Source organism: Mesorhizobium sp. M2D.F.Ca.ET.226.01.1.1 (assembly GCF_004022705.2).
GTDB lineage: Bacteria > Pseudomonadota > Alphaproteobacteria > Rhizobiales > Rhizobiaceae > Mesorhizobium.
Window position 1 is genome coordinate 28,438 of sequence record NZ_RZOY02000016.1, and the last position, 25,845, is coordinate 54,282.

At 58.2% G+C, this 25,845-nt stretch carries 31 protein-coding genes and 1 pseudogene; 15 read left to right on the forward strand and 17 right to left on the reverse strand.

Annotated features, from left to right (window positions below; all coding sequences use genetic code 11):
• Nucleotides 1-164: 164 nt before the first annotated feature.
• Together EN869_RS29220 and EN869_RS35270 are read right to left on the reverse strand one after the other, a co-directional pair.
• Nucleotides 165-605 carry a MucR family transcriptional regulator gene (locus EN869_RS29220; protein ID WP_127229639.1) on the reverse strand — a complete coding sequence of 147 codons (441 nt, stop codon included), beginning with the start codon at nucleotides 603-605 and terminating at the stop codon, nucleotides 165-167.
• A gap of 217 nt (nucleotides 606-822) precedes the next feature.
• Nucleotides 823-1,110, reverse strand: coding sequence for a PilZ domain-containing protein (locus EN869_RS35270; protein ID WP_127229640.1), 288 nt, complete (start codon nucleotides 1,108-1,110; stop codon nucleotides 823-825).
• Nucleotides 1,111-1,831: 721 nt separating this feature from the next.
• On the opposite strand from EN869_RS35270, the gene EN869_RS29230 reads away from it, so the two are divergent.
• Together EN869_RS29230 and EN869_RS29235 are read left to right on the forward strand one after the other, a co-directional pair.
• Nucleotides 1,832-2,047 (forward strand): hypothetical protein, encoded by a 216-nt coding sequence (locus tag EN869_RS29230; protein ID WP_127229641.1) that lies wholly within the window; start codon nucleotides 1,832-1,834, stop codon nucleotides 2,045-2,047.
• Nucleotides 2,048-2,056: 9 nt separating this feature from the next.
• Nucleotides 2,057-2,413 (forward strand): DUF2958 domain-containing protein, encoded by a 357-nt coding sequence (locus EN869_RS29235; protein WP_127229642.1) that lies wholly within the window; start codon nucleotides 2,057-2,059, stop codon nucleotides 2,411-2,413.
• 191 nt (nucleotides 2,414-2,604) lie between these two features.
• Here EN869_RS29235 and EN869_RS29240 read toward each other — a convergent pair whose 3' ends face one another.
• On the reverse strand, nucleotides 2,605-2,847 hold the full coding sequence (locus tag EN869_RS29240) for a hypothetical protein (protein ID WP_127229643.1): 243 nt from the start codon (nucleotides 2,845-2,847) through the stop codon (nucleotides 2,605-2,607).
• 129 nt (nucleotides 2,848-2,976) lie between these two features.
• On the opposite strand from EN869_RS29240, the gene EN869_RS29245 reads away from it, so the two are divergent.
• On the forward strand, nucleotides 2,977-3,903 hold the full coding sequence (locus EN869_RS29245; RefSeq protein WP_127229644.1) for a hypothetical protein: 927 nt from the start codon (nucleotides 2,977-2,979) through the stop codon (nucleotides 3,901-3,903).
• A 10-nt stretch (nucleotides 3,904-3,913) separates the two neighbouring features.
• Nucleotides 3,914-4,174, forward strand: coding sequence for a hypothetical protein (locus tag EN869_RS29250; protein ID WP_127229645.1), 261 nt, complete (start codon nucleotides 3,914-3,916; stop codon nucleotides 4,172-4,174).
• 10 nt (nucleotides 4,175-4,184) lie between these two features.
• Here EN869_RS29250 and EN869_RS29255 read toward each other — a convergent pair whose 3' ends face one another.
• Both EN869_RS29255 and EN869_RS35695 read right to left on the reverse strand, forming a co-directional pair.
• Nucleotides 4,185-4,448 carry a type II toxin-antitoxin system RelE/ParE family toxin gene (locus EN869_RS29255; protein ID WP_245514648.1) on the reverse strand — a complete coding sequence of 88 codons (264 nt, stop codon included), beginning with the start codon at nucleotides 4,446-4,448 and terminating at the stop codon, nucleotides 4,185-4,187.
• A gap of 116 nt (nucleotides 4,449-4,564) precedes the next feature.
• Nucleotides 4,565-4,801, reverse strand: a pseudogene (locus tag EN869_RS35695) (type II toxin-antitoxin system ParD family antitoxin); the annotation flags it as partial.
• Between EN869_RS35695 and EN869_RS35700 the strand changes: the two are divergent.
• Both EN869_RS35700 and EN869_RS29275 read left to right on the forward strand, forming a co-directional pair.
• The gene (locus EN869_RS35700; RefSeq protein WP_348627134.1) at nucleotides 4,776-5,336 is read left to right on the forward strand and encodes a hypothetical protein; all 561 of its coding nucleotides are present in this window, start codon (nucleotides 4,776-4,778) and stop codon (nucleotides 5,334-5,336) included. The pseudogene EN869_RS35695 and the gene EN869_RS35700 overlap by 26 nt on opposite strands.
• 549 nt (nucleotides 5,337-5,885) lie before the next feature.
• Nucleotides 5,886-7,823 carry a ParB/RepB/Spo0J family partition protein gene (locus EN869_RS29275; protein ID WP_127229646.1) on the forward strand — a complete coding sequence of 646 codons (1,938 nt, stop codon included), beginning with the start codon at nucleotides 5,886-5,888 and terminating at the stop codon, nucleotides 7,821-7,823.
• 828 nt (nucleotides 7,824-8,651) lie between these two features.
• Here the strand turns inward: EN869_RS29275 and EN869_RS29280 are convergent.
• From EN869_RS29280 to EN869_RS29305, 6 genes are all read right to left on the reverse strand, one after another.
• Complete coding sequence (locus EN869_RS29280; protein WP_127229647.1) at nucleotides 8,652-9,155, reverse strand: hypothetical protein; 504 nt, start codon at nucleotides 9,153-9,155, stop codon at nucleotides 8,652-8,654.
• 122 nt (nucleotides 9,156-9,277) lie between these two features.
• Nucleotides 9,278-9,745 (reverse strand): hypothetical protein, encoded by a 468-nt coding sequence (locus tag EN869_RS29285; protein ID WP_127229648.1) that lies wholly within the window; start codon nucleotides 9,743-9,745, stop codon nucleotides 9,278-9,280.
• Nucleotides 9,746-9,766: 21 nt separating this feature from the next.
• On the reverse strand, nucleotides 9,767-10,360 hold the full coding sequence (locus tag EN869_RS29290) for a hypothetical protein (protein ID WP_127229649.1): 594 nt from the start codon (nucleotides 10,358-10,360) through the stop codon (nucleotides 9,767-9,769).
• Nucleotides 10,361-10,395: 35 nt separating this feature from the next.
• A complete protein-coding gene (locus tag EN869_RS29295) occupies nucleotides 10,396-10,758 on the reverse strand; it encodes a hypothetical protein (RefSeq protein ID WP_127229650.1) in 363 nt (120 codons plus the stop codon).
• A 26-nt stretch (nucleotides 10,759-10,784) separates the two neighbouring features.
• Complete coding sequence (locus EN869_RS29300; RefSeq protein ID WP_127229651.1) at nucleotides 10,785-11,294, reverse strand: hypothetical protein; 510 nt, start codon at nucleotides 11,292-11,294, stop codon at nucleotides 10,785-10,787.
• A gap of 46 nt (nucleotides 11,295-11,340) precedes the next feature.
• On the reverse strand, nucleotides 11,341-11,580 hold the full coding sequence (locus tag EN869_RS29305) for a hypothetical protein (RefSeq protein WP_127229652.1): 240 nt from the start codon (nucleotides 11,578-11,580) through the stop codon (nucleotides 11,341-11,343).
• A 354-nt stretch (nucleotides 11,581-11,934) separates the two neighbouring features.
• Here EN869_RS29305 and EN869_RS29310 point away from each other — a divergent pair, with 354 nt between their 5' ends.
• Both EN869_RS29310 and EN869_RS29315 read left to right on the forward strand, forming a co-directional pair.
• Nucleotides 11,935-12,492 (forward strand): recombinase family protein, encoded by a 558-nt coding sequence (locus tag EN869_RS29310; protein WP_127229653.1) that lies wholly within the window; start codon nucleotides 11,935-11,937, stop codon nucleotides 12,490-12,492.
• A 116-nt stretch (nucleotides 12,493-12,608) separates the two neighbouring features.
• Nucleotides 12,609-12,782: a hypothetical protein gene (locus EN869_RS29315; protein WP_245514649.1), complete on the forward strand. Its 174-nt coding sequence runs from the start codon at nucleotides 12,609-12,611 to the stop codon at nucleotides 12,780-12,782.
• Between the two features lie 68 nt (nucleotides 12,783-12,850).
• On the opposite strand, the gene EN869_RS29320 is transcribed toward EN869_RS29315, so the two are convergent.
• Entirely contained in the window at nucleotides 12,851-13,045 is a 195-nt protein-coding gene (locus EN869_RS29320; protein WP_127229655.1) for a hypothetical protein, read from the reverse strand.
• Nucleotides 13,046-13,297: 252 nt separating this feature from the next.
• On the opposite strand from EN869_RS29320, the gene EN869_RS29325 reads away from it, so the two are divergent.
• A complete protein-coding gene (locus EN869_RS29325; protein WP_127229656.1) occupies nucleotides 13,298-13,591 on the forward strand; it encodes a hypothetical protein in 294 nt (97 codons plus the stop codon).
• Here the strand turns inward: EN869_RS29325 and EN869_RS29330 are convergent.
• From EN869_RS29330 to EN869_RS29340, 3 genes are all read right to left on the reverse strand, one after another.
• Nucleotides 13,543-14,073, reverse strand: a complete 531-nt coding sequence (locus tag EN869_RS29330) for a hypothetical protein (RefSeq protein ID WP_245514650.1) — start codon at nucleotides 14,071-14,073, stop codon at nucleotides 13,543-13,545. The genes EN869_RS29325 and EN869_RS29330 overlap by 49 nt on opposite strands.
• Nucleotides 14,074-14,085: 12 nt before the next feature.
• Nucleotides 14,086-14,481, reverse strand: coding sequence for a hypothetical protein (locus tag EN869_RS29335; RefSeq protein WP_127229657.1), 396 nt, complete (start codon nucleotides 14,479-14,481; stop codon nucleotides 14,086-14,088).
• Between the two features lie 82 nt (nucleotides 14,482-14,563).
• Nucleotides 14,564-15,937 carry an integrase family protein gene (locus tag EN869_RS29340; RefSeq protein WP_127229658.1) on the reverse strand — a complete coding sequence of 458 codons (1,374 nt, stop codon included), beginning with the start codon at nucleotides 15,935-15,937 and terminating at the stop codon, nucleotides 14,564-14,566.
• A gap of 348 nt (nucleotides 15,938-16,285) precedes the next feature.
• On the opposite strand from EN869_RS29340, the gene EN869_RS35275 reads away from it, so the two are divergent.
• On the forward strand, nucleotides 16,286-16,744 hold the full coding sequence (locus EN869_RS35275; RefSeq protein WP_245514651.1) for an exopolysaccharide production repressor protein: 459 nt from the start codon (nucleotides 16,286-16,288) through the stop codon (nucleotides 16,742-16,744).
• Between the two features lie 190 nt (nucleotides 16,745-16,934).
• Here the strand turns inward: EN869_RS35275 and EN869_RS29350 are convergent, their stop codons facing one another.
• Together EN869_RS29350 and glmS are read right to left on the reverse strand one after the other, a co-directional pair.
• Nucleotides 16,935-17,174, reverse strand: a complete 240-nt coding sequence (locus tag EN869_RS29350) for a hypothetical protein (RefSeq protein WP_127229659.1) — start codon at nucleotides 17,172-17,174, stop codon at nucleotides 16,935-16,937.
• A 538-nt stretch (nucleotides 17,175-17,712) separates the two neighbouring features.
• Nucleotides 17,713-19,536, reverse strand: a complete 1,824-nt coding sequence (glmS, locus tag EN869_RS29355; RefSeq protein WP_127229660.1) for a glutamine--fructose-6-phosphate transaminase (isomerizing) — start codon at nucleotides 19,534-19,536, stop codon at nucleotides 17,713-17,715.
• A gap of 910 nt (nucleotides 19,537-20,446) precedes the next feature.
• Between glmS and EN869_RS29360 the strand changes: the two genes are divergently transcribed.
• The 5 genes from EN869_RS29360 (at nucleotide 20,447) to pseF (ending at nucleotide 25,844) form a co-directional block, all read left to right on the forward strand.
• Entirely contained in the window at nucleotides 20,447-20,971 is a 525-nt protein-coding gene (locus EN869_RS29360) for a transcription termination/antitermination NusG family protein (protein WP_167509405.1), read from the forward strand.
• A 371-nt stretch (nucleotides 20,972-21,342) separates the two neighbouring features.
• A complete protein-coding gene (locus EN869_RS29365) occupies nucleotides 21,343-22,626 on the forward strand; it encodes a sugar transferase (RefSeq protein ID WP_245514652.1) in 1,284 nt (427 codons plus the stop codon).
• Nucleotides 22,627-23,946 carry a hypothetical protein gene (locus EN869_RS29370; RefSeq protein WP_126089440.1) on the forward strand — a complete coding sequence of 440 codons (1,320 nt, stop codon included), beginning with the start codon at nucleotides 22,627-22,629 and terminating at the stop codon, nucleotides 23,944-23,946.
• A 39-nt stretch (nucleotides 23,947-23,985) separates the two neighbouring features.
• On the forward strand, nucleotides 23,986-25,146 hold the full coding sequence (gene pseC / locus EN869_RS29375) for a UDP-4-amino-4,6-dideoxy-N-acetyl-beta-L-altrosamine transaminase (protein ID WP_127229662.1): 1,161 nt from the start codon (nucleotides 23,986-23,988) through the stop codon (nucleotides 25,144-25,146).
• Nucleotides 25,143-25,844, forward strand: a complete 702-nt coding sequence (pseF, locus tag EN869_RS29380) for a pseudaminic acid cytidylyltransferase (RefSeq protein ID WP_127229663.1) — start codon at nucleotides 25,143-25,145, stop codon at nucleotides 25,842-25,844. Before pseC ends, pseF begins: the two co-directional genes overlap by 4 nt.
• Nucleotide 25,845: the final 1 nt, after the last annotated feature.

Here is a 25,845-nt window from a genome sequence, read left to right on the forward strand (position 1 = left end):
TTTTACGGTCTATCTTTTTCTCCCTACGAGAGAGAAACGAGAAACGCCGTCTTCTCTTATGACTTTCCTTGTTCTGGTGAGGTACGCCAATCGTGGGCGGCGTCGATGTGATTGCGGTGATTCTTTGCTCGGGCACAAAGCTCCTGCCTAGTCGTGTCCATGCCTCAGGACTTCGCCTTGCGCTTCGAGGAAGACTTCTTGACTGGAGCCGCCTTTCTCCCCAAGCCCAGCGATTTCGCGAGCGCTGATCGGGTTGCCGAGTAATTCGGGGCGACCATGGGATAATCTTTTGCCAATCCCCATTTCGTCCGGTATTCGTCGGGCGTCATCCCGTGTCTGACTGCAAGGTGACGCTTAAGTGACTTGTATTTCTGACCGTCTTCCAGGCTGATGATATAATCCGGGTAAATCGACTTTTTGGGATTAACTGCCGGCTTTAGGCTAGGCGCCTCAGGCGGAGTTGCATTTCCAATATTAGACAATGCCGAATTCACACTAGCGATCAAATCTGGCAATCCAGATGCCGGCACCGGGTTCTTCTGGACATAAGCGGAAACGATATCAGCAGTAAGTTCGATGAGATTATTGCCTGATTCCAGGGACATCTTTGTTCTCCTCAATTCCCCCCAGATTCCCATACCCGCCAAATCCGGAATGTGCAATATGCGAATATTCTGGCTAAGAGCTGTAGACGCGCAATTTCGCAGCGTTCGCGACTTTCTACTGAGGATAGGTCACGTCGTGGTCTACGTCGCACGGTTGAGGGTGCAAAGAATCCTGTTTCCATTGTTTGGGTGGAATAGGCTCAAGCCGGTCGAACACTCAACCGTAGTGCCAATGTGGCTTAGGCTCTGTGCCCAAGAACATAACTCCGAGCTTGTCCCCTCGGCGCCACTGGACCACCGCCTTATAACCTACCCCATCAGTCGGGATGTAAAGAAGGAATTCATTTGGAACGCGCGCGTCAATTGACACTTGCAGCTCCGCACCTTGCGAATGCATGTTGCGAACGGTGCACTTGACTTCAGAATTTGAAATACCTGAGAGAATCGACGCTCCTTTGAGAACGCGCCGACGCCGCTGCTCCCTTGATTCTTTTCCGCCGTCCATAGAACACCCAAGGTAAGATCGGCTCGCGCTCTGCCACAGCCAGCTTGCGCTCCGGGAGGTCACGTCGCAAAACTCGGTAACATTACTGTTGTCGGGTAGCAATGACCGAAAGAGAAGCTAGTATTACAGTTGCGTTGTGAGTTGCATTACTCACTTCCGCGTTCCGCGCGCGGAATTGAAAAGGATTATTGGCGCCGATTGAGCTGGATCTCGTCTCCCCACCGAATGGCAAACGTATTCTTGACGGCCTTGCGTCGTGCCCTAATCGCGATTTTAGGCCTGCATCCATGTCTGCAGCATGGCCCAGCAGACTGCAGGAGCTTCTCGTTCGCCATCGCAACTCCTTTACCGGATGGGACGGCGGGTATGCATTGCACGACGGCCAGGACCGGGAGGAGGCGGCCTGATCGGAGCGGAGTCCCAAGGTTACAGCTGGCATTTGCTCCATTGCGAAACCTTCATTTCCTGGGCTGGTTGTCGTCTGATGTGACGCTCTAGCGATAAGCCGGGTTGACGTTTTTCCCTTGTCTGTCGGCCAACAGCCTTTCCTGTTGCTGTCTTGCCCGGAGCTGATGACGTTCCTTTTATCCGGCCCAGCCGTCTTGTCCCGTTCCTGCCCGCTCCATTCGCTGCGCTCCCGTGTTGGGGACAATCCGGCTCAGTGCGCCGTCTCCTTTGGAACCGTCCTCCGGGACAGAAACAGCAACCAAAGGAAAAGACCATGACGAACAGACGTAACTCCGAAACGAAACCCGAGCCGAAATCGCCGCTCTACCACGCCTATACCGTGCGCGACGGCAAGGAAGGCCAGAAGGGCTTCTGGACCCGCATCGGCGCCTTCTTCGCCCATGACGACGGCGAGGGCGGCACGCTCCTCCTCGAGGCCTTGCCCATCGACGGCCGCGTTGTCCTCCGTGCACCGAAGTCCGATGAGTAGGAGGCGGCCATGCAGATCCTCACCCAGAGTCTGCGGGAAAAGCTGCTGGCGAATGGTCGCCAGCAGCAGCCCCTTCGCGGAACGGCACACGAAATCGACTTCGTCCCGGTCGTCAAGTTGTTCACCCCGGACGCCGGTGCGACCTGGCTCCTGACCGAAATCGACCCGGATGACCCGGATGTCGCGTTCGGACTCTGTGATCTCGGGCTTGGCTGCCCGGAAATGGGCAACGTCAGCCTCTCTGAGCTGTTCGCGCTACGCGGGCAGCTTGGCCTGCCGGTCGAGCGGGACCTGTACTTCAGCCCCGACAAGCCGCTGTCGGAATACGCCGACGAGGCTCGGCGACTCGGTCGTATCCGGGTGTAGGCGTTTCCGGCGTCGCTCAACGCCGTCCGTCGGGACGGCGTTGAGTCGCGAAACGGATTTGGTGCGGGCGCACAAGCGCAGCGCGGAGCCGCGGTCGAGTCGATTTCGCTTGTGGGAGAACGGGGCAGTGTTCCTTGGTTCCCATACTATAAATCTCTGCAGGACGAGCTAAACGGCCAGGTCGAATACGGCTATTCGAACCACTCTTTCATCAATCCAGCGGCGAGCAGAAGGTTTTTGTCGATCGTCTCCGGGGTCATACGCTGGTTGTGCATATAGGCTATTAGCTGCCGTTCAACCTCATGCCAGCTTAAGCCAGCGGCCAAGGCTTCTTGCATATAGAGGAGCGCCCTTTCCCTATCCTTGGCATGGACAGCGAAAGAAGCATCCATATAGGCAAAGCCGCCTGCCACCAGGCGTCCCCAATCTGCCATGCAAAATCCCTCGTAGCCTGTGTGAAGTGCTGTCGATTTCTTGCCTGAGTTCTTTTTTTGTTCTATCCAATTTGGCTAATGGAAGCAATCGGTGCGATGCCGGATTTGCGAGGAAGGATGAGGCATTCGATGCTCTTCAGTCAGCGTTACATGCGCGCTATCGATCAAGGACGGCTTGTTGTTGAAATCCCTGAAGCTGCTCGCCGCAAACTATGGTCGTGGCTTCAGGCCAACAATTCGCCGCTGCATCTCCAGCGTGACCCCAACGACCGTTGGATTTCCCAGTCATCGATTCTGGACGAGGTTTCGTCGGATTTGCTCGTCGAGCATGGTTGGGACCGGCTGCCCGTGTTGCGCACACCGTCTGAACGGCCCGGTGAGTTGCGTCTGCTGGTTCAAGAAGGGGCCGCTTCTTGGGTTTTCGATACGGTAGAATTGGCTGCCCGGTATATGGATGCTGCCGAGAAGGAAGCACTACGCCAGAAGCTCAACCAGATATTTGAGCTGCATGATTGCCCCTGGCGGCTCTCTGACGGTGAGTTTTTCAAGCTGGACGGTGATTTCATTGGAGCCAGGCTTGCCATGACTGCCCACGACGCCCTGACGGCCAATCGCTTCGAGGGTGCGGGCGATGAGTTCGCCAAGGCCCGCCAGTATCTCGGCGCCGGCGATGTTCGCGAAGCCATTTTCTATTCGGGTCATAGTTTCGAGAGCGTGATGAAGGTTCTTACGGGCCTGGACCATGCTAACGGCGACAAGCTTATCAAGGAACTTGCTCAACAGGGTTTTTTCGATGATCTACCCGAAGCCGTCAGGAATGGCTTTACAGACCAGGTTCTGAAGGCATTGCCTTTTCTGCGCAATAAGCTGGGCGGACATGGACAGGGTGCAGCGGTGGTCAACATTCCGCCCGTGTACGGAGATCTGGCTATTCAGATTGCCGCCGCCTTCCATAATTTTCTGATCTCCAAGCATCTGGAGCGCTCGACGCCTCCTCCGCCAGAACCGTTGCGTGAGCCAGCAGCACGTGAATTGACCGAGGAGATACCGTTTTAGGGGAAGAAGAATGCGCAGCGCTGGGCAGGTTGTTTTTGTTTCGAGAAACAGCGGTATGATCGTCGTGCACCATGTTGACGGTTACGCTGTCGTGGAACTGATCGGCGATGAAGGCTCTTTGAGTGTCGGCGACCGTGTGAAGGGAGATTGGGACGCGCTGGGCGGTGAGCCTCTGTTTGCCAACGACCACACGCTTGATGCGTATTTTCAGGGCAGTTGGGGTTCACGCGACGCGGCGGTGCAGATCGCCCGGAACACCGGCGGCGGCTGATGCCTCTCGATCACTTCGTTCGCAAGTCCATTTGAAGAACTTCTATTCCGACGGTAGATGCGAGCCACTGGTCGGAATCCAAAAAGACGATCTCCAGATCGTCGCGCGGGCGGCCGCCATTTGGAACGTCACCGATCTTCCGGCACCGCGCCATGATCCGTTGCACAAATCCCGACGCCACCATATCGCTCTGGCTGGCCTCGGCGATAATCCGGTAAATGCCCTGTAAGTCGGAAATGGCCTGTGGTCGGTAGGTGACCTTAACGCGCCGCATGGCGCGCGGCTTTGCTTTCGCTTTCCATGAAGCGCGTCATTTCCGCTTCTGCCTCGTCCGCAGCCAGGGCTCGGCCATGGATCCTCGATCGATGCCTTGATCCGTGCGCGGAGAACCGCATTGATCGCTCCTTCTTCGCGGTCGAGGGCGCGCAACGCCGCCCGCATGACTTCACTGGCGGATTCGTAGGCGCCTGAGGCCAGCCGTGCGAGCAGTTGGTTGGCTGCTTTCGCGCTGGGTCGTGGACACGCGGCTAAGGCGCCAGGTGCACGGAATGGTTGAATCTTCGCCTCACTATGATAGGGGAGGTGCAGAGAGGCTCTTGAAATGAAGCGTATGCGAGAAGAGGATATTCCGGCGTTCGTGAAGGAGGTCGCCGCGACCGGCTGTCATATCTGCGCCGTCGGTCCTGCTCATTACGCTATGGGCGATACTGATGTTCCGCGCGGCAAGCGTAGGGGCCTGTATAAAAAGCTCCGCGAAATCGACGCTCGTTACGGCAACCGCGACCACCTACGCAACAAAATCGCGTCCCACCTGAGATCGATTGGCCGCTACGTCGACGCGACTTCAGTAGAGGCAGAACCCTGGGCGATATTTCCCAGCTCCGAACATGACATTGATGATGAGGCCCCGGACGTGCCCGCCGTCACGGCCTACGATGAGGCGCATATCTCGACTTACGCCGCCCTGCTGGTCGCGGAAGCCGAGGGCGCCGATTGGGTCGACGTGGCACGGTTTATCTTGAAAATCGACTCCGAGCGAGAGCCGGAGAGGGCGCATCGAGCCTGGGCATCGCACTTGGCGCGGGCGCGGCGGCTGGCGCATTTCGACGACAGAACCACTGACGAAGCCGACCTACTGCGGACCGTCTCTAAAGCGGAGTAGAGCCTAGTGACAGGATCAGCCTAAAAAATGTTCGGCGCGGCTTTCTGTTTTGACCGGTTATTCTGCAATACGAAGTGTTTTGAATCGCAGTCTTCTAAAGGTTATGAATATAGACGAACTGTGCATTGACGCCGCTTTTGGCGATACTGGAGTTTGGTTGTCATACGGCGCCCTTCGCCGGGGGCTGTCGGTCCCGCATCCGCCCTGCGGCGACGCTATGCTGATGCTCCTACGGCCGCCCTGTTGAACCGGTCTCAGGGCCACGAACTTTCTCCAGCACCGAACTGACTTGATCCCGCTTACGGGCATTTCGGTGCTTCCGCCTTGTACGCCCTTGTTTGCCTTGGTCGGGAGAGAGGCGCGCGGCCCTCTCTCCCCGCAAGCCCCGCCGGCGGTCTCCCCCATCTTCCTGCGCTTCGCTCCGTGCAGACCGGGGATACCCCTCCGCCGCCGTGGCTTGCCCCCTCGCTCCCCGCTGCTCGCCGCGAGGCAGGGGTTCAGGTGGCCTGAACCCTTCAGGTCAACCTGAGAGCAACAAGGAGCAAGACCATGACCACGACAGAAACCACCATCCCGCTCGGCAAGCTGGTGCCGAGCAAATCCAACGTACGGCGCATCACAGACAAGGGCGACCGGGCAGCGCTGGCCGCCAGCATCGAGCATCACGGCCTCATCCAGAACCTCGTCGTCCGCAAGGCAGAGAAAGGAAACAAATACGAAGTGGTGGCCGGTGGCCGTCGTCTTGATGCCTTGACGCTATTGATGAAGGAGGGCCGCTCTATTGAGGCGGTGGCCGTCACCAAGGACTATCCGGTGCGGGTGGTGCTGAAAGGCGAAGGCAGCGACACCGAGATTTCCCTTGCCGAGAACGTACAGCGTGTCGGTATGCACCCCGTCGATGAAATCACCGCCTATCGTGAGTTGGCCGAGCAGGGCGCGGAGGTCGAGAACATCGCCGCCCGGTTCGGGCAGTCGGTGGTGACTGTGCGGCAGCGGCTTAAGCTGGCCAGCCTGTCGCCGCGCATCCTCGACGTGATGCGGGAGAACGAAATCACCCTTGAGCAGGCGCGGGCGCTTGCCATCAGCGACGACCACGAGGCGCAGGAGAAGGCTTGGTTCGAGCAGTCCAACTGGAACCGTGACCCGCGCAGCCTGCGGGCGTTCCTGACGCAGGCGCACGTGCGGGCGACCGACCGGTTGGCACGCTTTGTCGGGCTGGAGGCTTATGAGCAGGCCGGGGGCGGGGTGCTGCGCGACCTGTTCGCGGAAGACGCCACCACATATCTGACCGACCGGCCTTTGCTGGTGCAACTGGCGAGCGGGCGACTGGAGGTCGTTGCCGAGGAATTGCGGCAGCGCGGCTGGAAATGGGCCGAGGTCTCGCTGGAAAGCAATATCAGCTATGGCGGCGGCTTCGGACGCATCCACATGCGCAATCGGACGCTTGAAGAGGCCGAGCAGGCGGAGCTTGATGCTTTAGATGCAGAGTTCGACGCGCTGGCCGAGCGGATTGACGGGTATGACGAGGGCGACCCGCAGCTTGAGGCAGACGAGCAGCGGCAGCAGGAGGTGTCTGCGCGCATCGACGCCATCCAGTCGGCCAGCCAGTCGTTCGACCCGCAGGAAGTGGCGGTGGCGGGCTGCCTTGTCGGCATCGGCTACGATGGCACGCTGGAGGTTGTTCAGGGGCTGGTCAAGCCGGAAGACCAGAAAGCGCTCGCTGCTTTGCGGGCACCTGACGGAGAGCAGGAAGAAGGTGATGAGGCCGAGAGTGACGAGGAAGCCGAGACCAAGGCGAGCGGCCTCTCCGCAAGTTTGGTGGAGGAACTGACCGCTATCCGCACGGCGGCGATGCGCGTGGAGTTGGTGGCGCGCCCCGAGGTGGCGCTGGCGGCTATGCTGATGCCGCTCCTGAGCCGCACGTTCCATACCTACGCGCTGCGTTCGGGAATGGATGCCGCCGTGGAAGTCCGGGGCGAGTGCCTGACCCTGTCGACCAGCATCAAGGAGCCGGATGCCTGCCGTGCCCTGTCGGGCTGGAACGACATCATCGAGGGCTGGAGCCATCATATCCCCGGTGAACCGGCAGACCTTTGGCCGTGGCTGTTGAAGCAGGAGATCGCTCGCCTGCTCGACCTGTTGGCGGTCGTGACTGCCGCGAACCTGAACGCGGTGACAGCCCGGTACAACGCCAGCCGCAGCAGGCTTGCCCAGGCGGACGGGATTGGCGAGGCGGTGGGACTGGACATGCAGCGGTGGTGGGAGCCCGGAGCGCCCTTTCTGGCGCGTTTGTCCAAGGCTGACATTGCCGACATCCTGCGCGAGGTCGGATGCGCCGAAACCGCCGCCAAAGCGGTCGAGCGCTCGCCCAAGGACGAGGCTGTAGCTCTGGCCGAAAAGGAACTGGCCGGGAAGGGTTGGCTGCCGATGCCGTTGCGCGGGACGAGGAAGGCCGAACCGTCTGTCATGGCGGAGGCGGCTGAATAGTCAGCCGTATCTTCGCAGGAAAGCCCGGTGCCGGTGACGGTGCCGGGCTTTGTTGCTTAGGGCGAGGGTCCCACACCCACCCTCGCGCTCCCGCCCGCCCACAAGAGGGCCCGGCCACCGAAGCGCCAGACTGCCTCCTGGCTCGGACGCTCAAGGTATTTCGTACGGCGTTCTCGCCATGTGTCCGTTTACCGATGGCTCCGATAGTAGGGGCGCACATAGGTCCCGTTCTTGCGGAAATAGCCCCTGACATAGTTGGTTCTAGGCAACCCCGTGACGCAGCTGATGGCGCCGTACTGATTGGCAGAAACGCAACCTGACGAGCCAGAGCCCGTCGATGGCTTGTAGCTGGCAGGCGAAGTCTGAGCCGAGCTTTGCACGGATGCGGCAGCAACGCCTGTTTCGCCCGCGATATCCGCTGGCGATGTCCCACCTTTCGAAGGCGACATCGTGCCTAGGACAACGTCAGCGTTGTTGCCGAAGGCGACCTGCCCAGTTCGGCCATCGGACGTCGCAACGTAACCGGACCCACTCATGCCATCGGCGGCTCGAGTAACCACCGCACGACCGAGTTTCCCGTTGGAACAGGTTACGGGGACCGAGATGGTAGGCGAGGTGTCGAGCGCGTTGTAGGTGCCGCTGCACTTGAGCGACCCATCGGCAGTGGCGACTTTGAATGTTCCGCCGGAGACAGCAGCCGTGGTCGTTCCGACCATCGACGTGCCGTCCGATAGCCGGACCGCCGCAGGGAGGGTCATCGAACCACAGGCCGACAGCAATAACAGAGCGGCGGTCGCCCCCGCTAATCGAAGCCGCTTCATAACCAGCTCAGGTCGGAGGAATTTCGGAGAGCTTGCAACTGTCAATCACCCGCTGCATAGCTGCTTTGGATCCGCGCGAGCTGAAGCTCGCGGAATCACGGTTTCCGGCAATGTCGTAGCCGACATTGACCTTGCCCTTCGTATTCTTGATTTCCTGAATCGCGGCCATCACTTCGGGTACGCGGCCAACGGCCACAATCCCGGCGTAGTTGTCGTTCCAAGCGCGGATCGACGCGTCGAGTTTCAATGGAGCAGGACTGTTACCCTGCAGGTAGAGGGTCGCCGGGCCTTCCGTGACCGCGTCGAACTCCTTCTTGCGCATGATGTAGGCAACGAACAGCACGTCTTTGCTGTCACATTGGACAACGAGAGATTCCCGGTCATTACCTTCGGTGGCGAGCACCTTGGTGACGCCAAACACGTCAGGACCTTCAGTGTTAGCCTGCCAGGCCAGCGACGGCTCAACACTGATCGCCAAGACAAGAGATGCGAGCAAGACTGTTTTGAACATCTGAAATCCCCAACCCGCGCAAATAGAAAGCAGAAACGCCAGGTGTTGTCGACCGGATGGAGAAGGATTTCTTATTGCTGCGCGGCAGTGCCCGCGACCAGAATGCGGATAGAACTCTTATCTCAGTTTCCGGGTGGAGTTTGGCGTCCACAAATCGTAACGATCGCGGCACTTCCCCAGACTGCGCGAGGGACAAACGTAATCGAATAGTCCCGACTGGTTGTCGTCGCACCGAACCAGAAGTAGGGCGATGCGCTTTTCCACTCCGGCAGGTCCATGGCTGGTGCCCGCTGCTCATCTGCCGCCGGCGTCGGAAATCCATCTGGCCCGATGGTGATCATGGAAATGCCGATGTAGCTGCCGGCTTTGAAGTGGCCGACGAACTCCACGGCGTCACCGATGTACCGAAAACATCCGTCGGTTCGGCCAAGCTTGAATTTCTGAATGGGTGCAGGCTGAGGTGGTTCGTCCTGAGCTTGCGCGGAGACTGACACCAGAATGGATGCTCCGATAGCTCGCACGAGCGTGCGTAACGAGGTCATGTGGGCTCCTCGCTTTTCCAGACAGAGCATTGCGGCGATCGTCTTCACAGGGCCAACCGGATGGGGGCGTCAAACCTTGCAAATCTTGGTCTTTAGATACTGGACGGCCTCATTGAAGCTCTTTTCCTTCTGTTCCTTGTAACCATCTTGCTTCTCATCAAGGTCGATAGGGCCGAATCGCATCAGCGTGCCTTTGGCGAAGTCCGCCTGCATGTGTTCGCATTCGTGATGAGAGCTGGTCAGGCATTGAATCGTGGCGCCTGCTAACGCGATCGAGTCGGACTGTCCGCCGCTGACCAGCTTCGCGCCCGAGAGGCCCGATAGATCAATGCGCACCTGCCAGGTCCCGAACATCCTTGGGTCCATCTTGTCGACCACGCCATAGAGAAACGTGCAGTTGCCCTGATCGGTGACGCTAAAGGTTGCCATGTCACGGCTCTGTCCTTGGGCAGATCCATTCATGGTGAGGACGAGCGGTTTGTCCTGGCTAGCCACCACCCTGATTTCGACGTTGGAGTCCTTTCGGCTAGTTCCTTTCTGGAAGCCGCTGAAAATAAACATCGCAATCTCCTCCGGCGACTTCCCGTCGAAAGGACTGCTTGAGCCCGAGCAGGCAGAAAGCAGGACACCGACAAGGGCGCTCGCGAGCAACTTCGTTTTCATGATGTTTCCCCGGGAAGTTGATTCAGCCATTGGGCTTACGGTTTGAAGACGATCTTGTGGCGCAGGAGATCGCTCGGCACGTACCATGAAGCCTGGATGTCGTAGCAGACAGCCGCGGAGCCTCTATTTGCCACGTCGCCCGGTAGGTCGATATCTCTGACGTGTTGGTACTTGCCTTCCTGCTTGAGCTCGTCGGTGGTGAAGCCACCGGCCTGAAAATAAGCGGTGAGCTTGGCATGGTCGACGGCGAGCCCTGCGCAGTTCTTTTCGGCATATTCAGTGATCGCTAAGGTGGCGGCCGCTTCGCCTAGTTTCGGCGGCTTAGCGCTGGCTGCGGTGATACTGGCAGCAATCGCCATGATCGCGAGCGGACTCACCCTGGAAAGAGTCTTTGTCATCGTGAGAAGCTCCACAGCGCCACGGTTCAGTTGTCGCACTTCCAGCCGCGGTACACGGTGCAGGCCTTGTAGGTGGCGTCGGAACTGCAGGCGGCGAAAATCGGCTCCGCCGCAGAGTGGGCCTTCATAAATTGGTTCAAGGTGGCATCCTTCACCACAAACTTGTCCTCACAATCGTGGGGGGTATCACCTCCGTCTCCGCCGACAATGCACGTGAACTTCGCGTCCGTGCCCGAGATCATGATGTCGCCCTTGCCGTCAGGAAAGCTGTCGGTCAGGCCGGAGAAGGCGAAGACGTTTTTCGCCTTGGTGAAGTCATAAAGCCGCTGAAACGCGAGGTTGGGCCGGTTGATGCGATAGTGGCAAAGGTCGATCTGTTCGACCATGTCAACCGTGACGTCCAGCGGTGAAAGAAGGCCCGCGACGGCGTCGCGGACAATCCGACGGTTCTGCGGGTTGTCCGGGGGACCTGCGTGCGCGGTTACCGCGTTCGCGGCAATGCACGAGGCCAGTAAGGCTGCTTTTCTGATAGTCATGAAGTTTCTCCGGAGGAACGAACAAAACGCTTGCCAGCCGGTGAGGCTAGGCTTTGCGGGACGGCAGGAGCGCGCGGACAATGCCGAAGAGCACTACGCCCCCGACAAGGCCGATCGCGCCACAGGTCATAAGGTGGGTCATCAGCTCGCTGCGGAAGGGCGCATCCATGGGACTGGCGCTGAACAGGACCTCGAGCGGAATCTGAAAGCCGATATGGGACGGCCGGGTTGCATAACCTACGAGAAGGCCAAGGATCAGGCCGGCGGGGATGAGCAGAATCGGCATTGATGCTCCGATGATGGGCTTGTGGCGTCCAGTGATGGGGCGAGGGAATGGCTAACGCGAACAGGGGTGCCGGCACTTGTTGCTGAGCCGGGAACGATCAGTTCGCATCATGGGAGAGACCGTCGAGAATGATTTGGGAAAGGCACGAAGGGGCGGGCTGGCCGCCTGCCTTGCCATCCCCACGGGGAGCATTCCTATCAAAACTCACGACATTTGCGCACGCCTCCCACAGCGCGCGCTAGGAGCTTTTCTGCTCAAGTTTTGCGCAAAGTAACTGTCAGTTAAGCCCAAAAAGAGGCAAAAACGGCTCTTGCAAATGTCGTGACATATGAAGCAACAGGGAGGCGCATGTGAATGAGATATGGATATGCGCGGGTCTCGACTGAAGCTCAGGACTTGACAGCACAGGTGGGGCGGCTCCGGGCCGCGGGCTGTGAACGGATCTTCTTTGAAAAAAAGAGCGGCAAGGATGCGAACCGGCCTCAACTCAGACGGCTCTTGAGGGGGCTAAAGCCGGGGGACGTGGTTTACGCCGTGGTAAGCGACCGCGTCGCGCGGGATCCGTTCGATCTGCTGAGTATCATGCGGACCGTCACGGCAGCAGGCGCCGCTCTGAGACTGCTGGACGAACCGTTCATCGACACGACCTCGGAAATGTCCGATCTTGTGCTGTTCCTGGTCGGATGGGCGGCGAAGTGGCAGCGGCGCAGGATTCTGGAGAACACGGCGAGCGGCCGCGCCCGCGCTATGGCGATGGGGGTCAAATTTGGCCGCAAACCGAAACTGTCCATGCAGCAACGTGTCGAAGCGCTGTCACGGCTGGCAGCCGGGGAGGCGAAAAGCGCAGTGGCCAGCTCGTTCAAGGTTAGCGGCAGCACGATTTCCCGACTGCAGTCGCAACATCTAAGATGAATTGAGAAGGCTGGCCACAACCCAAGGCCGCTTGAACGCGCGACCCATTTCATCCATTGTGTCTCACCCCTTAACATAGGTGAACGATGAAGCGGACGGATAAGGCGAGGCCTTTCGTGCCAACCGAAATCCACGTCGGCACCGTGAAGGATGAGCAAGGCACTCTCGGTATCCTGTCGATACGGACGACCGAAGGTATCCTGGATGTTGCTCTCGACGTTCATGCCGCGGATGCCATCGTGAACGCGATCGGCGCGATCCGGTCGAAACTGGCGCTTGCCGATAGCTAAAAGATGCCCCGCCGCAACCGGCAGGAGGTCTTTCTAGCCGATCGAAGTCGGCTTCGCTAACCTGAGGCCTAGCGATGACGTTCGGATGAACCCTTGCTGGGCCAGATCTGCTTGTCACCCTGCATCAGCCGGTAATTATCATTCAAGCTGGGGATGACCGTCCGTGCCTCTTTGGCTGAATAGAAAGTCACGATGATACTGGCTGCGCCGCGTACGATGCGCTCAAGGCGATACGCTTCCCTGTATGGTCCATTTTCGTCCATGGAACGTCCCCCCGAATGGGGCCATTAGCAAAGGATCATGAACCTTTCGTGAGGGTGGAAATCTTTAGCTGAGCCACCTACGCGGATGGTTGCTTCGGCGAGATTCCCGAGTATCCTGCCGGTGCGCATGTGAGCATAAGGTGGCGCCTGGCGCGATGATTGTTGATTGGCCACCACACGAAAAACCAGCATCGGCCTGGCGACCGAAAATGCTGAGGTAAGAGACCGCCATTCCCATAAGGAAACATCGTCATGGATTCCCATGCCGTTATTGCGTCGCTGCCTGTCACCGGGACCGACCGTACAGTGCTTATCGATGCCGCTAACGCCGCTTTTGAAAGGATCATCGAGCGGATGGAGCCGGCCAATGAGGAACTGACTCGAAGCTATTGGGATGCCGAGAGTTATATCGACAATGAAATCACCGCATCCATGCTGCCGATCTCATTGGACTACGCCGCGTACCTCGTTGATGTATTTCTAATGCCTCACGTCGCTCAACTGACGGGCGACGCAGACAACGAGGCTGCCAAGTCTCGAACTTGAACCTCTTCGGCGGCAACTGGGTCTACCTGCTGCCTAGGGGATTTGGCGATCAATACCGTGACCTTTACCGCCACCTCTTCAAGGGTGGCGGTAAGGCGGTTGATCTGCGAGGCCGTTGCGGACATTTCTGGCCCGTAACGGGTGACGAGGTATTCCCGGTTCTGGCTGAGGGACTGGAGGTGTTTGGCTGTCTTCGCACGAAGGCGGAGCCCTGCCGCTGTGGTGTGCTCCGTCCGCGCCGACAAGTCGTGGTGCATCTTTCGGATCTGATTGGGATTGTGCCCGCGGTGGAGCAACAATGCGGTCAGGTAAAGTTCGATCGCGTGGATTGCCGATAGCCTGAACGGAGCTCGGGTGAGGGGTTTGCCGGCCCGGCCGAGGGGAAGGAGCTGGTGTGCCGCCTTTCGGTATTCCTCTGCCAGTTCGTGAATCTGCTGCGGAGACGCCAATTGGCCCGGATACTTGCCTTCTTCAATTGCCACTTCCACGGTCCCCTACCGTCGTCGGTAATAAGCATTCCATGCCAGCCGGATGTCCGCAAATGTCCATTCTCGCCGCCGGCCGTAGGCGGGACTTTGCCGGGTCGCACATTGGTTGAGGCCGGTTTGCCTTTGAAACTTCATGAACCAGGCCGTGGATTTGGGCTTGCGACTTGCCGCGGATTGAACCCGGCGGATGACGCCGCTGTCAGCCCAATGTTCATGCGGATTGGCAAGAGAAGCAGGATCGGCGAGGTACCTGCGAAGCGTTTGCAGCGTGACGTCTTCCGGTGCTTGAAGTAGGTCGGCGCGAAGTTCCTGGACTGCGAGCGCTGCTCCTTGCTTAGCGGCCTCCGTCAGCATGTCGCGCAATTGGATGCTGGTCAGCACCAGCGCCTGCATCGCTTCCATAAACTGATCTTTCTGTGGTGGATTGTGCACCGAGACATCGGCGCCCCATCATTGCGCCACAGCCCAAAAATGACGTCAAGGCCTAGATGCCGAGGAGGTCCCCCAGCTTTTGCGTGACGGGACGCAGGGGATCGACCAGGCCGAGATCATAGATCATGGTCGTTTCAAGGTTCCCCTTGTGGTCCACGTAGTGTGAGATGGCCTCGTGCGAGACGCCTTGGCCGGTGAGCATGAGTGAGATGGCGATCCGTTTGAGGTCGTAGAGTTGGAAATATGCCGGCACGCCGGGGAGCGCCTTGAACCGCTCGAGCCCCTTACGGAAATTGTCGCGCGGCTTGGTCTGGTCGGTATGGGACGGGAACAACAGCTTGCTCTCCGGCCAGCGCAGGCGCTGAGCCCGCACCATGTCGGCAACCCTGGAATGGACCGGCACCGAACGGTAGGCGTACTCGTAGAGCGAGCGCGACAGTTGGATACCCTTGGTGTTGTGCTTATGCCAGACCAGCTTCTCCAGGTCGAAATGATCGAATTCGGCTTTGTTGAGGTCGCTGGGGCGGGCCATGGTCAGGAAGAGGATGCCCATATAATTGCAGAGTTCCTGCATCTGGTCGTTGGCGGTAAGAACTTGCCCTCGGGCCAGTGCCATGTCCCGCTTTGCGAAGCCGGTCAGGTGATCGATCTGTGGCGGAGCATCCATCACCGGAAAGAAGATGGCTCGGGCAATCTGCTGGATTTGCTGGGTGCTATAGTCGCGCCGGCGCCGGATCAGCTTGCGAGCGCGGATGGGGCTGCACGGATTGCGCATGTCGACCAGTTGCATCCGGATGGCCCAGTTGTAGAGGGCCAGAACATGGCGAAGAGCGCTGTTAAAGACGTAAGGAGAGGTGAACTGCCGCTGAAATTCCTCGATATGGATAGGCTTGATGGCTGTAAGCGGCCGATCGGCGAACATTGCTCCGAAGTCCTTATAAAGCCGCTTGCTGTTATATCCGCGGCGAGTGGCCTCCTTCGGCGCCGGCCGTAGCCAGTGAGCCACGAAGATCGCGAAGTTGTAGCGGTAGCCAGCGGACAGACCGCTGACATGGCTTCCCCAATATTGGTCGATGGCCTCGCGCACAGTAAGGAAGTGCTTGCGGCGCGTGTCGATCCGATCCAGGTCGGGATCTTTTCCGGCCTTCAACTGCTGGTCTCGTTCAACAACTGCCAGCCGGGCGGCGGCGACGCTCATGGTGGTGGTGGAGCCCAGAACTTTTCGGCAGCGCTTGCCATTGAATTGGTAGGAGTGGACGAAGGACTTTTGGCCTAGACCGGTAACACGGAGGCCAAGCCCGGCAACCGACCCGTTTCGAATCTGGCCGTTGGCTGCCACCGCGTAATCCCAATAAAGCTCCTGGTCCTTGTCAGTCGGGCAATTCGCTTCAAAAACAATGTCGTCAGTCAAAAATATCTTGGGCATTTCATGTAACTTCCATGTAACAGATTTATAGCAAATGTTACATAAAAAGGGAAGTAATGATTGGTATCGACTGTCATAAAATGATGGAATAACAAATGATTACATATTTCGATATTTCGGTAATTTCACCCTTGGGGCACTCCGAAGGAAGGGGTCATGCGTTCGAATCGCGTCGGGTGCGCCAAGTTTTTCAAATGGATGGCATGGTATTCAGTCTCGTCGGTTCCTCTCATGTAACTTTCATGTAACCGAAGGTTGCCAGTCCCATATTGAACGGCCTTTATAGACAGGTAGACCAGGACGCGCCGGCCAATCCCTGCCGCCGGTCACGGAAAGACGAGACGCCTGTTGAAGACCGGAACCAGGCTCTTCGAAAAGAACGCTTGGAGCTGTGGGACATGCAGCATTGACAAAGTTAAGGCCAAGCCAAACTTCTTCGGCCAAAGTCGGATAAACCATCAATCTTTCTTGCAAGTGCGCGCGAAACATGGATATCTAAGTGCGGATGGACTGCTGGGCGCAGAACCTACCGGAATCGCGGGTTTGGGCATGTATTTTCCAAGGTTTCTTGTTGGCGCGACGACCACTATGCTGGTCGTCGCAGGGTGGATTTACCATGCAACCGGTTCAATCTGGCGAACGACAGGTTGGACGGTGCTCATCGCCATCATTTTCCAGCTGGGATATTTTGCAGCCGTAGCGGGGCTTATTTATTTCGGCGCGTTCAAAGGGGCGGCAACAAGTGATACAAGCACAAGCGATGAAAGTGGGTCGCTCCCGATCGGGCGGGACGGCATATCCCTCTGATACGTAAGCGTATGACCTTCCGCACGCCGTGGAGAGGCACGACTGAACGTCCCGAGCAGTGGACCCCGTCGCTGCCGTGCCAGCTAAGAGCAGCGCTAATTGGCATGGGGCAATGCCGCGTGGCTGATGCTCAGGCAGGTCCATTCGCAAGGCATGTTCGGAACTTTCGGCTGAGCTCAGGCCGTGCGTATCAAGGTTTTGAATGATTGTTGTTGCGGGTCACGTGCTTGCCTGACGACCAGATCACGTAGAACGCCCCCAACTTCCATACTGGCACGCGTCGGTCCCGTTCGCTGTCTCGCAATTCGCGATAGGTCTTCACCTTGAGCGTGCCGCCCGGCATTCTGATACGCAAAGCCATTGTCCATCCGCCTTCAACATGGCGCAGCCTAGGTGCCTTCTTTTCCTCATGGAGGAAGTCAATGCTCATTGCGCAGAGATCTTAGAACGCCAAGTTGCGTTCTTTTTGGCAAAAGTGGGCACCTTCCCGCACGCGAGCGAAGCCGCCACCGGCAGCTGACACGTAAAGGGTTTGGTCGAGAGTGGGCAGCACGACATCGGATCCGCGCCATGGTCGAATCCCGCATATTGACGACCGCGCCGATCTGGACGCCGCCTGGCGTCGATTGGCAATCCGCGGCCTGACGAACATTGGCGTCATCATATGCGACCGCGGGGCTTCACATCCTTGCGCATTTAACGGAGCTCCGATTCCGCCTGGGCCGAAACGTTAACGCGCGTTCGTCAGTTACAGATGATTGTTCCCGCTTAGCCGGATCGCCGCGAATGACAAGGTATACAACAGCCACAAAGTATCCGACCTGCAACGCGAGAGCCGCAAGGGTGGCCAAAATTACCGAATACAAAACCGACCAGGTCGCAATGAAGGCCAAAGCCAGAAGAAGCATCAGCGCGCACTGCCGAGAATACCAAAAATCGTGGAAAATACATGTGCTTGCCTCAGATCCCTACTCCACTGTCACCGATTTTGCCAGATTGCGCGGCTGGTCGACGTCGGTGCCCATGGCCGCAGCGGTAAAATAGGCGAGCATCTGGATCGGCAGCGCGTAGATGATGGGCGCGATGATCTCCGGCACCTCGGGCAGGATGATCGTCTCCATGGTCTTGATGCCTGCCTGCGTAGCGCCTTTGGCGTCGGTGATGAGGATGATCTTGCCGCCGCGCGCCGCCACTTCCTGCATGTTCGACACCGTCTTCTCGAAGACCCGGTCATGCGGCGCGATCACGATCACCGGCATGTCCTCATGGATCAACGCGATCGGCCCGTGTTTCAGCTCGCCGCCGGCATAGCCTTCGGCGTGGATGTAGGAGATCTCCTTGAGCTTCAGCGCGCCTTCCATGGCCAGCGGGAAATTGGTGTCGCGGCCGAGATAGAGCACGTCCTTGTGGCGCGACAGCTCGCGCGAGATGCCTTCGATCTGCTCTGCGAGCTCCAGCACCTGGGTGGCGAAGCGCGGCGCTTCCGAAAGCTCGCGCACCAGTCGCTTTTCCTGATCGCGCGAGATGGTGCCGCGCGCCACGCCCGCGCGCACCGCAAGCGCTGCCAAGACGGAGAGCTGGCAGGTGAAAGCCTTGGTCGAGGCGACGCCGATCTCCGGCCCGGCCAGCGTCGGCAGCACCACATCGGATTCGCGCGCCATCGTCGATTCGCGCACATTGACGACGGCGCCGATCTTCATGCCGGCCTGGCGGCAATAGCGCAGCGAGGCGAGCGTGTCGGCGGTCTCGCCCGACTGCGAGATGAAGAAGGCCGCGTCATTGGCCGACAGCGGCATCTCGCGGTAGCGGAACTCCGAGGCGACATCGATATCCACGGGAAGCCGCGCATAGCGCTCGAACCAGTATTTCGAGATCAGTCCGGCGAGATAGGCGGTGCCGCAGGCCGACAGCGCCAGCCGGCCGATCCTGGCGAAGTCGAACGGCAGGTCGAGCGGTTTCGACTTGCCCGAGACGAAGTCGACATAATGCGCCAGCGTGTGCGAGATCACCTCCGGCTGCTCATGGATTTCCTTCTCCATGAAATGCCGGCGGTTGCCCTTGTCGACCATGAAGCTGGTCGAGAGCGACTGCTGGCGCCGGCGATCGACCTTGTTGCCGTCGATGTCGTAGATAGTCACGCTTTCGCGGCGCACCACCGCCCAGTCGCCGTCCTCGAGATAGGTGATCGAGTTGGTGAAGGGCGCCAGCGCGATCGCGTCCGAGCCCAAAAACATCTCGCCCTCGCCATGGCCGACGGCCAGAGGCGGGCCGTTGCGGGCGCCGACGATCAGGTCCTCGTCGCCCTTGAACATGATCGCCAGCGCGAAGGCGCCGTGTAGCCGCTTCAGCGCTTGATGCGCGGCCTCGACCGGCTTCAGCCCCTTGGCGAGCTCGCGCGCCACCAGATGCGCGACAACCTCGGTGTCGGTCTGCGAGGAGAACGTATAGCCGTCGCGGGTGAGTTCGTCGCGCAGCTCGGCGAAATTCTCGATGATGCCGTTGTGGACGATGGCGACGCCGTCGGAAAAATGCGGATGCGCGTTGATCTCGTTCGGCATGCCATGGGTGGCCCAGCGCGTGTGGCCGATGCCGATCGTGCCCTCGAGCGGCTCTTCCTGCAGTCGGCGTTCGAGATTGACGAGCTTGCCTTCGGCGCGGCGACGTCCGAGTTCGCCCTCCTCGATGGTGGCGACGCCGGCAGAGTCGTAGCCGCGATATTCCAGCCGCTTCAGGGCATCGACAATGAGCGGCGCGACCTGCGATTGCCCAACAATTCCAACGATGCCACACATGTCGACAGTTCTCCCAAGGATCAATACGGCATCCTGAACTACTTCACAACACTACAGAAAGCAAGATACAGCTCAAAGCATAAACATCAAAGCATATTAGCAACACGGATGGGCCAACTGTTCAACGGCAGCGCCAAACGCAACAGTAATAATCCCATCACGTAGCTACACCAAAAATGCCGATCGCAAAGCGACAGAACTCCCTAAGTCGCCAATCTGACAGCTGCGTGACGACGGCGCGCCAGATCCCAATTACGCAAAGACAAGACCACAAGCGTGACCGACGAGCCACGCCAAGATGCTGTCTAGTCCGAGTCTCGCCCCGTCCATCTGGCACAATCGAAGAACAGCAAAAACAGACCGCGTCATTTGGCCACGGACGGCGGCAATGCTCAAACAACTGCGGTTAATTAATTATGCAGACCCAATGGTTTGCGGAAACGTCAAAAGCAGCTGCACCGGATGAAATTCACCGCCATTCCGCCTCCCGTCTGGCCCAATGAGCATGATATTTAATCGATTATGCCGATCGCGGCAGTCCAACTCCCGGCTTGCTTTTCGTAGGCAAGCATCATATGGCTCCGCAACCTGGACACAACGGACCTGCAGGCCACACAACCTTACATACCAATGAAATCACGAAGCAAAGTGCAAACGCACGGCATGCGCCGTGAGTAACGTATATGCTGTACAAAAGTCGGGCGAGGCGATCAGGAGCTATATAAGTGACACGTCATTCACACTCCTGCGCTAGTAAGTATCGTACAGCTTCAGGCGCGCGAAACACCTTGGAAAAAATATTTCCATTGGAGTTAGATCAACGCAATATGAATCACTTGCTCGGCGCATAAGGTAAACCGAAAGTGCCGCTATGACTAAGCCGGGATTCCATGTCACAAGAGACGGAGCGTTGCAGGACTCCGTCGCCGCGCCCGTTGGTGTGCGTTGGTATGCAGCCGGCGTGTTTGCTGGCAGAGAAAATATCGCGGAACAACACCTTCAAAGGCAGGGATTTACGTCGTTCGTGCCGCGCGCGGTAAAAACTGTTCGTCATGCCCGGCGGAATTACACACGCACAGCAGCGTATTTCCCGGGGTATATGTTTGTTGCTTTGGACGTAACACAGCAACGCTGGCGCGCAGTGAACGCAACTATCGGCGTTCGCTCGTTGATCATGCGGGGGGATAGACCCTCGCCAGTTCCTTCCGGCTTGGTCGAGCGGTTCATGGCGTTGACTGGCAAGGATGGTCTGCTTGATTTCAGTGGCGGTCTCAAGCTGGGATCCTCGGTTCGAATTCTATCAGGCCCTTTCGCCGAGCTGATAGGTCGCCTTGACCGACTTGATTCGACAGGACGGGCCAGGGTGTTAGTCGCGATCATGAACGGCGAAATTCCTATTCAACTCGAATCGAGCAGTCTTGTCGCAATAGCGTGATCTAAGCGCATTATTGCTCGATTGCGCGTCCACTTTGTTACGCATGAAGAATTCCGGTTTCACCCGGGAGTGCGGTAGCCGTGACCTGGCACAGTTGCTGTGGGATTTTGCGCGCCACTGGGGCGATTTCCGCGCCTAAGTAAACCATTTGTGCCGCTCATAGCACTGTCGGGCAAAATGCGGCACCGTTGGCGCCGGCGACCGCAACAATCTGCTCTATTCCGTCCCAACCACACGATGTCCAAAGACTTGTCGACCCAAAGGTCGGCCAGCAGCGCTCGTCAGCGGCTCGGGTCGAACAACCTGGCGATCTCGAAGGTCGCGTTATTGCCGCGTGACAGCAGACGCGCCAAAATAGCCGGATAGCAAACATGAACATGAATGTTCGCTTTATCAATCTGCCAAATCAAAGGCATCTCCTTTTGCAAATGCGATTTCAGCTTGCAGGAGGTTTTGCATTTGCAGTTCTGATCCCGGCGCTTATCCGCAGCTCAGTTGACCCTGGCGTGATCTACTCCTCCAACATGCAAATCACGATTGTTGCGGTGGTCATCGCACACCTAACGGGGTATTTGCTCTACCGGAGGATTGGGACCTTCCCGGGGGTAGCTGCAGCAGGATACATCTTGCCGACCTTCGCTTTAGCTTACGGCCTCGTGTTCCTGACCATCTTCTTTCTGCGCATCGACTATAGCCGGTTTCAGGCGGCCGCCAGCTTTGTGCAGTCGACGTTTTGGTACTTTGCGTTAAGCGTTGCGACCCGACGACTGGATCCATACCACTTGGCTGTCATCCCTGGCGGCAATGTCGATCGCCTCGAAAACATACCGGGCGTGAGTTGGCACTGGATTCGTTCGTCTAACGAAATCATAGAACATGCGAGTGGTGTGGTCGCGGACCTTCGGGCCGATCTTTCAAACGAATGGGAACGATATATCGCCGATCGTGCGCTTTCTGGTACGCCGGTCTACCATACAAAACAGATCAGCGAGTCCCTCACAGGGCGCGTCGAGATCGAGCATCTTTCCGAGAACACCCTCGGCTCGATCAATCCCAATCAAGCCTATTTGAAAGTCAAGCAAGCGCTCGATTGGATTGCGGCGCTGGCAGTATTGGTTCTCCTGTCGCCAGCGCTCCTCTTGGTCGCCGCCCTAATTCGATTGGACTCACCAGGGCCTGCACTGTTTAGGCAGCAACGGATGGGTTATCGAGGAAAGGTGTACCAGGTCTACAAATTCAGAACGATGAGAACAAGTGCTCACGTTGCTGACGAAAAGGAACAGGCCATTACGAAGGCCGGTGACGCGCGCATCACAGGATTGGGTAGGTTTTTGAGGAAATCGAGGATCGACGAACTGCCTCAGATGATCAATATCCTGCGCGGAGAAATGAGCTGGATAGGACCTCGACCCGAGGCCCTCGTTCTCTCCCGCTGGTACGAAGCCGAATTGCCGTTCTATCGGTATCGGCACATTGTACGGCCGGGCATCACCGGGTGGGCGCAGGTTAACCAAGGGCATGTTGCGGCAGTTGGGGAGGTATTGGAGAAACTTCACTACGATTTTTACTATATCAAGAACTTTTCGCCGTGGTTGGACCTGCTAATTGTGTTCCGTACAGTGAGAACTGTCCTCACTGGCTTTGGCGCTCGTTAAATGAGCGAGATTACAAGCTCACGCCGAGGCTGGGCATTGAGGATTGCGTCCGCATCCATTGCGCAGGGTAATGAGCGTTTTGTTGCCGGCGCGGTCCGCCTGCTGAATATTGGTCTGCGGTTCGGCACTCTGTTTACACGATTTCTGTTCGTATTTTTCCTGGCCAGGTACGTCGATCCGAAATCGGTCGGATATTACGGCCTTTTCACCGCCACGGTCATCTACGGCCTCTATTTGGTTGGCCTTGACTTCTATATCTTCGCTTCGCGCGAGATCCTGCAAGTCTCTGACGATCAGCGAGGGGCTATGCTGAAAGGCCAATTGGCTTTGTGCGGCCTTCTTTACGTGTTTGTCCTGCCTCCGGTTGTCTTGATCTTGAAGGGCGAGGGCTGGTCAGCCTCGCTGCTATGGTGGTTCGTTCCAATTCTGGCACTGGAGCATTTCAACCAGGAGGTCTCGCGTCTTCTCATCGTGCTGTCGGACCAGGTCGCCGCGAGCGTAACCCTGTTCGTGCGGCAGGGCAGTTGGGCAATCGCGGCCGTGGTCGTGATGATCGGATTTCCAGGAAGCCGGAATCTGGACGTGATCATGGCCCTTTGGGCGTGCTCGGGCTTAGCTGCGGCAGCATTGGGTGTTTGGAGAGTCAGGCAACTTCCGATAGGCGGCTGGTCAAGGCCAGTTGATTGGCGCTGGGTTCGAAAAGGGATCTCGGTCAGCGCGGCGTTCCTGGTTTCAACTCTCGCCTTGCGTGGCATCCAGACCGCCGATCGATATTGGATGGAGGATCTTGGCGGAATAGAAGCGGTGGGTGCTTATGTGTTGTTCCTTGGCGTCGCGGGAACGCTGATGGTCTTTCTAGATGCGGGGGTGTTTTCGTTCAGCTACCCGGCATTGATCAGCCACAGCCACAAGCGCGAGTACGAGCTTGCCCGCACGACGGTTCGGCAGATGTTTTTCCAGACGTTAGCTGTTTCTGTTGCCTTTGGATGTGTCAGTTGGGTGGCGTTGCCTTACCTGCTCGGTTGGGTGGGCAAGACAGTCTATCTGGACGCGCTTGATTTGTATCCATGGGTTGCAGTTGCAGCGATCGTCAACGCTGTGGGTATGGTGCCTCACTATGCTCTCTATGCCCGCGGGTGCGACAGGCCCATCATCTACAGTCACATCGCCGCATTACCGGTATTTATCGGATCCACTTGGTGGCTCGGCAAAACCCACGCCGAACTGGCCGTTCCCATTGGAATGACGATCTCGTTCACGCTGATCCTCATCTGGAAAGCGATCGCCTACGGCCAGCTCGATAGAAACAGATCGCGCTAAAATCAACGGTTTAGCAATGCTCAAATACGGTCGTCCCCTATGATCCGCTATGGCCAACAAGATATTACGCAGGCTGACATCGATGCCGTTGTGGATGTTCTTAAATCAGTCAATCTAACCCAAGGTCCCAATATTCCGAAATTTGAGCAAAGTGTGCTTGCGCACACGGGAGCCCGTCATGCGGTGGCCGTCAACAGCGCCACCTCAGCACTTCACATCGCTTGTCTGGCGCTGGGGCTCGGGCCGGGTGACCTTCTCTGGACAACGCCGAACACCTTCGTGGCCTCGGCGAATTGCGCGCTTTATTGCGGGGCTCAAGTGAGCTTCGTGGACGTCGACCCGCGCACTTATAACCTCTGCCCCAGGGCTCTGGAGGAAAAGCTTATTGAAGCCGAAAAGGTTGGCCGTCTGCCCAAGATTGTGGTGCCGGTACATCACACAGGCCAGCCATGCGACCTGGAAGCCATTCACGACCTAGGTAAAAAATACGGCTTCAAGATCATCGAAGACGCCTCGCACGCTATCGGCGCTCGCTACAAGGGGGAGCCGGTTGGAAACGGGCGATACAGCGACATCGCGGTGTTCAGTTTTCATCCGGTCAAAATCGTCACAACCGCTGAAGGCGGGATGGCGTTGACCAACGACGATGAACTGGCAACACGTTTGGGCCTGTTGCGAAGCCACGGCATCACGCGAGAGGCTTCGCTCATGACTCAGCCAATGGACGGCCCCTGGTATTATCAACAGGTGGCTCTTGGCTACAACTACCGCATGACGGACATGCAAGCTGCGTTAGGCGTGAGTCAAGTTGCCCGCCTGACCCAGTACGTGAAGAGGCGCCATGAGATCGCCGACCGCTATAGCACGCTCCTGGCCAATCTGCCGCTGACGCTGCCATGGCAACACCCAGACAGCTATTCCGCATATCATTTGTATGTGATCCGGCTGCAGCTGGAGAAGATAGGCGCGTCGCATCTGGAGGTTTTCGAGGCACTGCGCGCCAAGGACATCATGGTCAATCTGCATTACATCCCGGTGCACACCCAACCCTATTACCAGATGATGGGCTTCCGGAACGGCGACTACCCAGAGGCTGAGCGCTACTACCGAGAGGCCATCAGTATCCCCATGCACCCTGCGTTGACCGACGCGGACCAGGACTTCGTGGTTAAGGTGCTACGCGAGGCCATGGGGCTGTGAGGCTCGCTGTAATCCCGGCGCGAGGGGGATCGAAACGCATCCCGCGCAAGAATATCCGCACCTTTGGTGGGCTGCCGATAATCGCATGGTCGATCCGCGCGGCCATACAAAGCGGCTGTTTCGACCATATCATCGTCAGCACGGACGATGCTGAGATCGCCGAAGTGGCAAAAGAATGCGGCGCCGAAGCGCCTTTCCTGCGCCCGGGCGACCTTTCTGACGATCACACAGGAACCGTTCCCGTCGTGGCGCATGCCATCCGATGGTTCGCGACGGAGGGGGCTGCTGCCAAAGAGGTCTGTTGCCTCTACGCCACCGCGCCATTTGTGCGGGCGAGCGATCTGCGACAAGGTTTGGACATGCTTCGGTCGACGGAAGCCGACTTCGCCTTCTCGGTGACGAGTTACGCCTTTCCGATCCAAAGGGCGTTGCGCATCACCGGCGGCCAACGCGTGGCGATGTTCCAACCGGAGCATCTTGGGACCCGCTCGCAAGACCTCGAGGAGGCCTGGCACGATGCGGGTCAATTCTACTGGGGCCGCTCCGAGGCTTGGCTCAAAAACAAGCCCGTGTTCGGGCAAGGTAGCGTCCCAGTGTTGTTGCCACGTCATCGTGTGCAAGACATCGACACACCCGAGGACTGGGAGCGGGCGGAATGCATGTTTCGGATCCTGAGCCCGGAACCAGGACCGGAATGAC

What these genes read in the sequence shown, in the direction of transcription:
- EN869_RS29220 (WP_127229639.1), bottom strand. Translation starts at nt 605, where the DNA reads ATGTCCCTGGAATCAGGCAATAATCTCATCGAACTTACTGCTGATATC.
- EN869_RS35270 (WP_127229640.1), bottom strand. Translation starts at nt 1,110, where the DNA reads ATGGACGGCGGAAAAGAATCAAGGGAGCAGCGGCGTCGGCGCGTTCTC.
- EN869_RS29230 (WP_127229641.1), top strand. Translation starts at nt 1,832, where the DNA reads ATGACGAACAGACGTAACTCCGAAACGAAACCCGAGCCGAAATCGCCG.
- EN869_RS29235 (WP_127229642.1), top strand. Translation starts at nt 2,057, where the DNA reads ATGCAGATCCTCACCCAGAGTCTGCGGGAAAAGCTGCTGGCGAATGGT.
- EN869_RS29240 (WP_127229643.1), bottom strand. Translation starts at nt 2,847, where the DNA reads ATGGCAGATTGGGGACGCCTGGTGGCAGGCGGCTTTGCCTATATGGAT.
- EN869_RS29245 (WP_127229644.1), top strand. Translation starts at nt 2,977, where the DNA reads ATGCTCTTCAGTCAGCGTTACATGCGCGCTATCGATCAAGGACGGCTT.
- EN869_RS29250 (WP_127229645.1), top strand. Translation starts at nt 3,914, where the DNA reads ATGCGCAGCGCTGGGCAGGTTGTTTTTGTTTCGAGAAACAGCGGTATG.
- EN869_RS29255 (WP_245514648.1), bottom strand. Translation starts at nt 4,448, where the DNA reads ATGCGGCGCGTTAAGGTCACCTACCGACCACAGGCCATTTCCGACTTA.
- EN869_RS35700 (WP_348627134.1), top strand. Translation starts at nt 4,776, where the DNA reads ATGAAGCGTATGCGAGAAGAGGATATTCCGGCGTTCGTGAAGGAGGTC.
- EN869_RS29275 (WP_127229646.1), top strand. Translation starts at nt 5,886, where the DNA reads ATGACCACGACAGAAACCACCATCCCGCTCGGCAAGCTGGTGCCGAGC.
- EN869_RS29280 (WP_127229647.1), bottom strand. Translation starts at nt 9,155, where the DNA reads ATGTTCAAAACAGTCTTGCTCGCATCTCTTGTCTTGGCGATCAGTGTT.
- EN869_RS29290 (WP_127229649.1), bottom strand. Translation starts at nt 10,360, where the DNA reads ATGAAAACGAAGTTGCTCGCGAGCGCCCTTGTCGGTGTCCTGCTTTCT.
- EN869_RS29295 (WP_127229650.1), bottom strand. Translation starts at nt 10,758, where the DNA reads ATGACAAAGACTCTTTCCAGGGTGAGTCCGCTCGCGATCATGGCGATT.
- EN869_RS29300 (WP_127229651.1), bottom strand. Translation starts at nt 11,294, where the DNA reads ATGACTATCAGAAAAGCAGCCTTACTGGCCTCGTGCATTGCCGCGAAC.
- EN869_RS29305 (WP_127229652.1), bottom strand. Translation starts at nt 11,580, where the DNA reads ATGCCGATTCTGCTCATCCCCGCCGGCCTGATCCTTGGCCTTCTCGTA.
- EN869_RS29310 (WP_127229653.1), top strand. Translation starts at nt 11,935, where the DNA reads ATGAGATATGGATATGCGCGGGTCTCGACTGAAGCTCAGGACTTGACA.
- EN869_RS29320 (WP_127229655.1), bottom strand. Translation starts at nt 13,045, where the DNA reads ATGGACGAAAATGGACCATACAGGGAAGCGTATCGCCTTGAGCGCATC.
- EN869_RS29325 (WP_127229656.1), top strand. Translation starts at nt 13,298, where the DNA reads ATGGATTCCCATGCCGTTATTGCGTCGCTGCCTGTCACCGGGACCGAC.
- EN869_RS29335 (WP_127229657.1), bottom strand. Translation starts at nt 14,481, where the DNA reads ATGGAAGCGATGCAGGCGCTGGTGCTGACCAGCATCCAATTGCGCGAC.
- EN869_RS29340 (WP_127229658.1), bottom strand. Translation starts at nt 15,937, where the DNA reads ATGCCCAAGATATTTTTGACTGACGACATTGTTTTTGAAGCGAATTGC.
- EN869_RS29350 (WP_127229659.1), bottom strand. Translation starts at nt 17,174, where the DNA reads ATGAGCATTGACTTCCTCCATGAGGAAAAGAAGGCACCTAGGCTGCGC.
- glmS (WP_127229660.1), bottom strand. Translation starts at nt 19,536, where the DNA reads ATGTGTGGCATCGTTGGAATTGTTGGGCAATCGCAGGTCGCGCCGCTC.
- EN869_RS29365 (WP_245514652.1), top strand. Translation starts at nt 21,343, where the DNA reads ATGAACATGAATGTTCGCTTTATCAATCTGCCAAATCAAAGGCATCTC.
- EN869_RS29370 (WP_126089440.1), top strand. Translation starts at nt 22,627, where the DNA reads ATGAGCGAGATTACAAGCTCACGCCGAGGCTGGGCATTGAGGATTGCG.
- pseC (WP_127229662.1), top strand. Translation starts at nt 23,986, where the DNA reads ATGATCCGCTATGGCCAACAAGATATTACGCAGGCTGACATCGATGCC.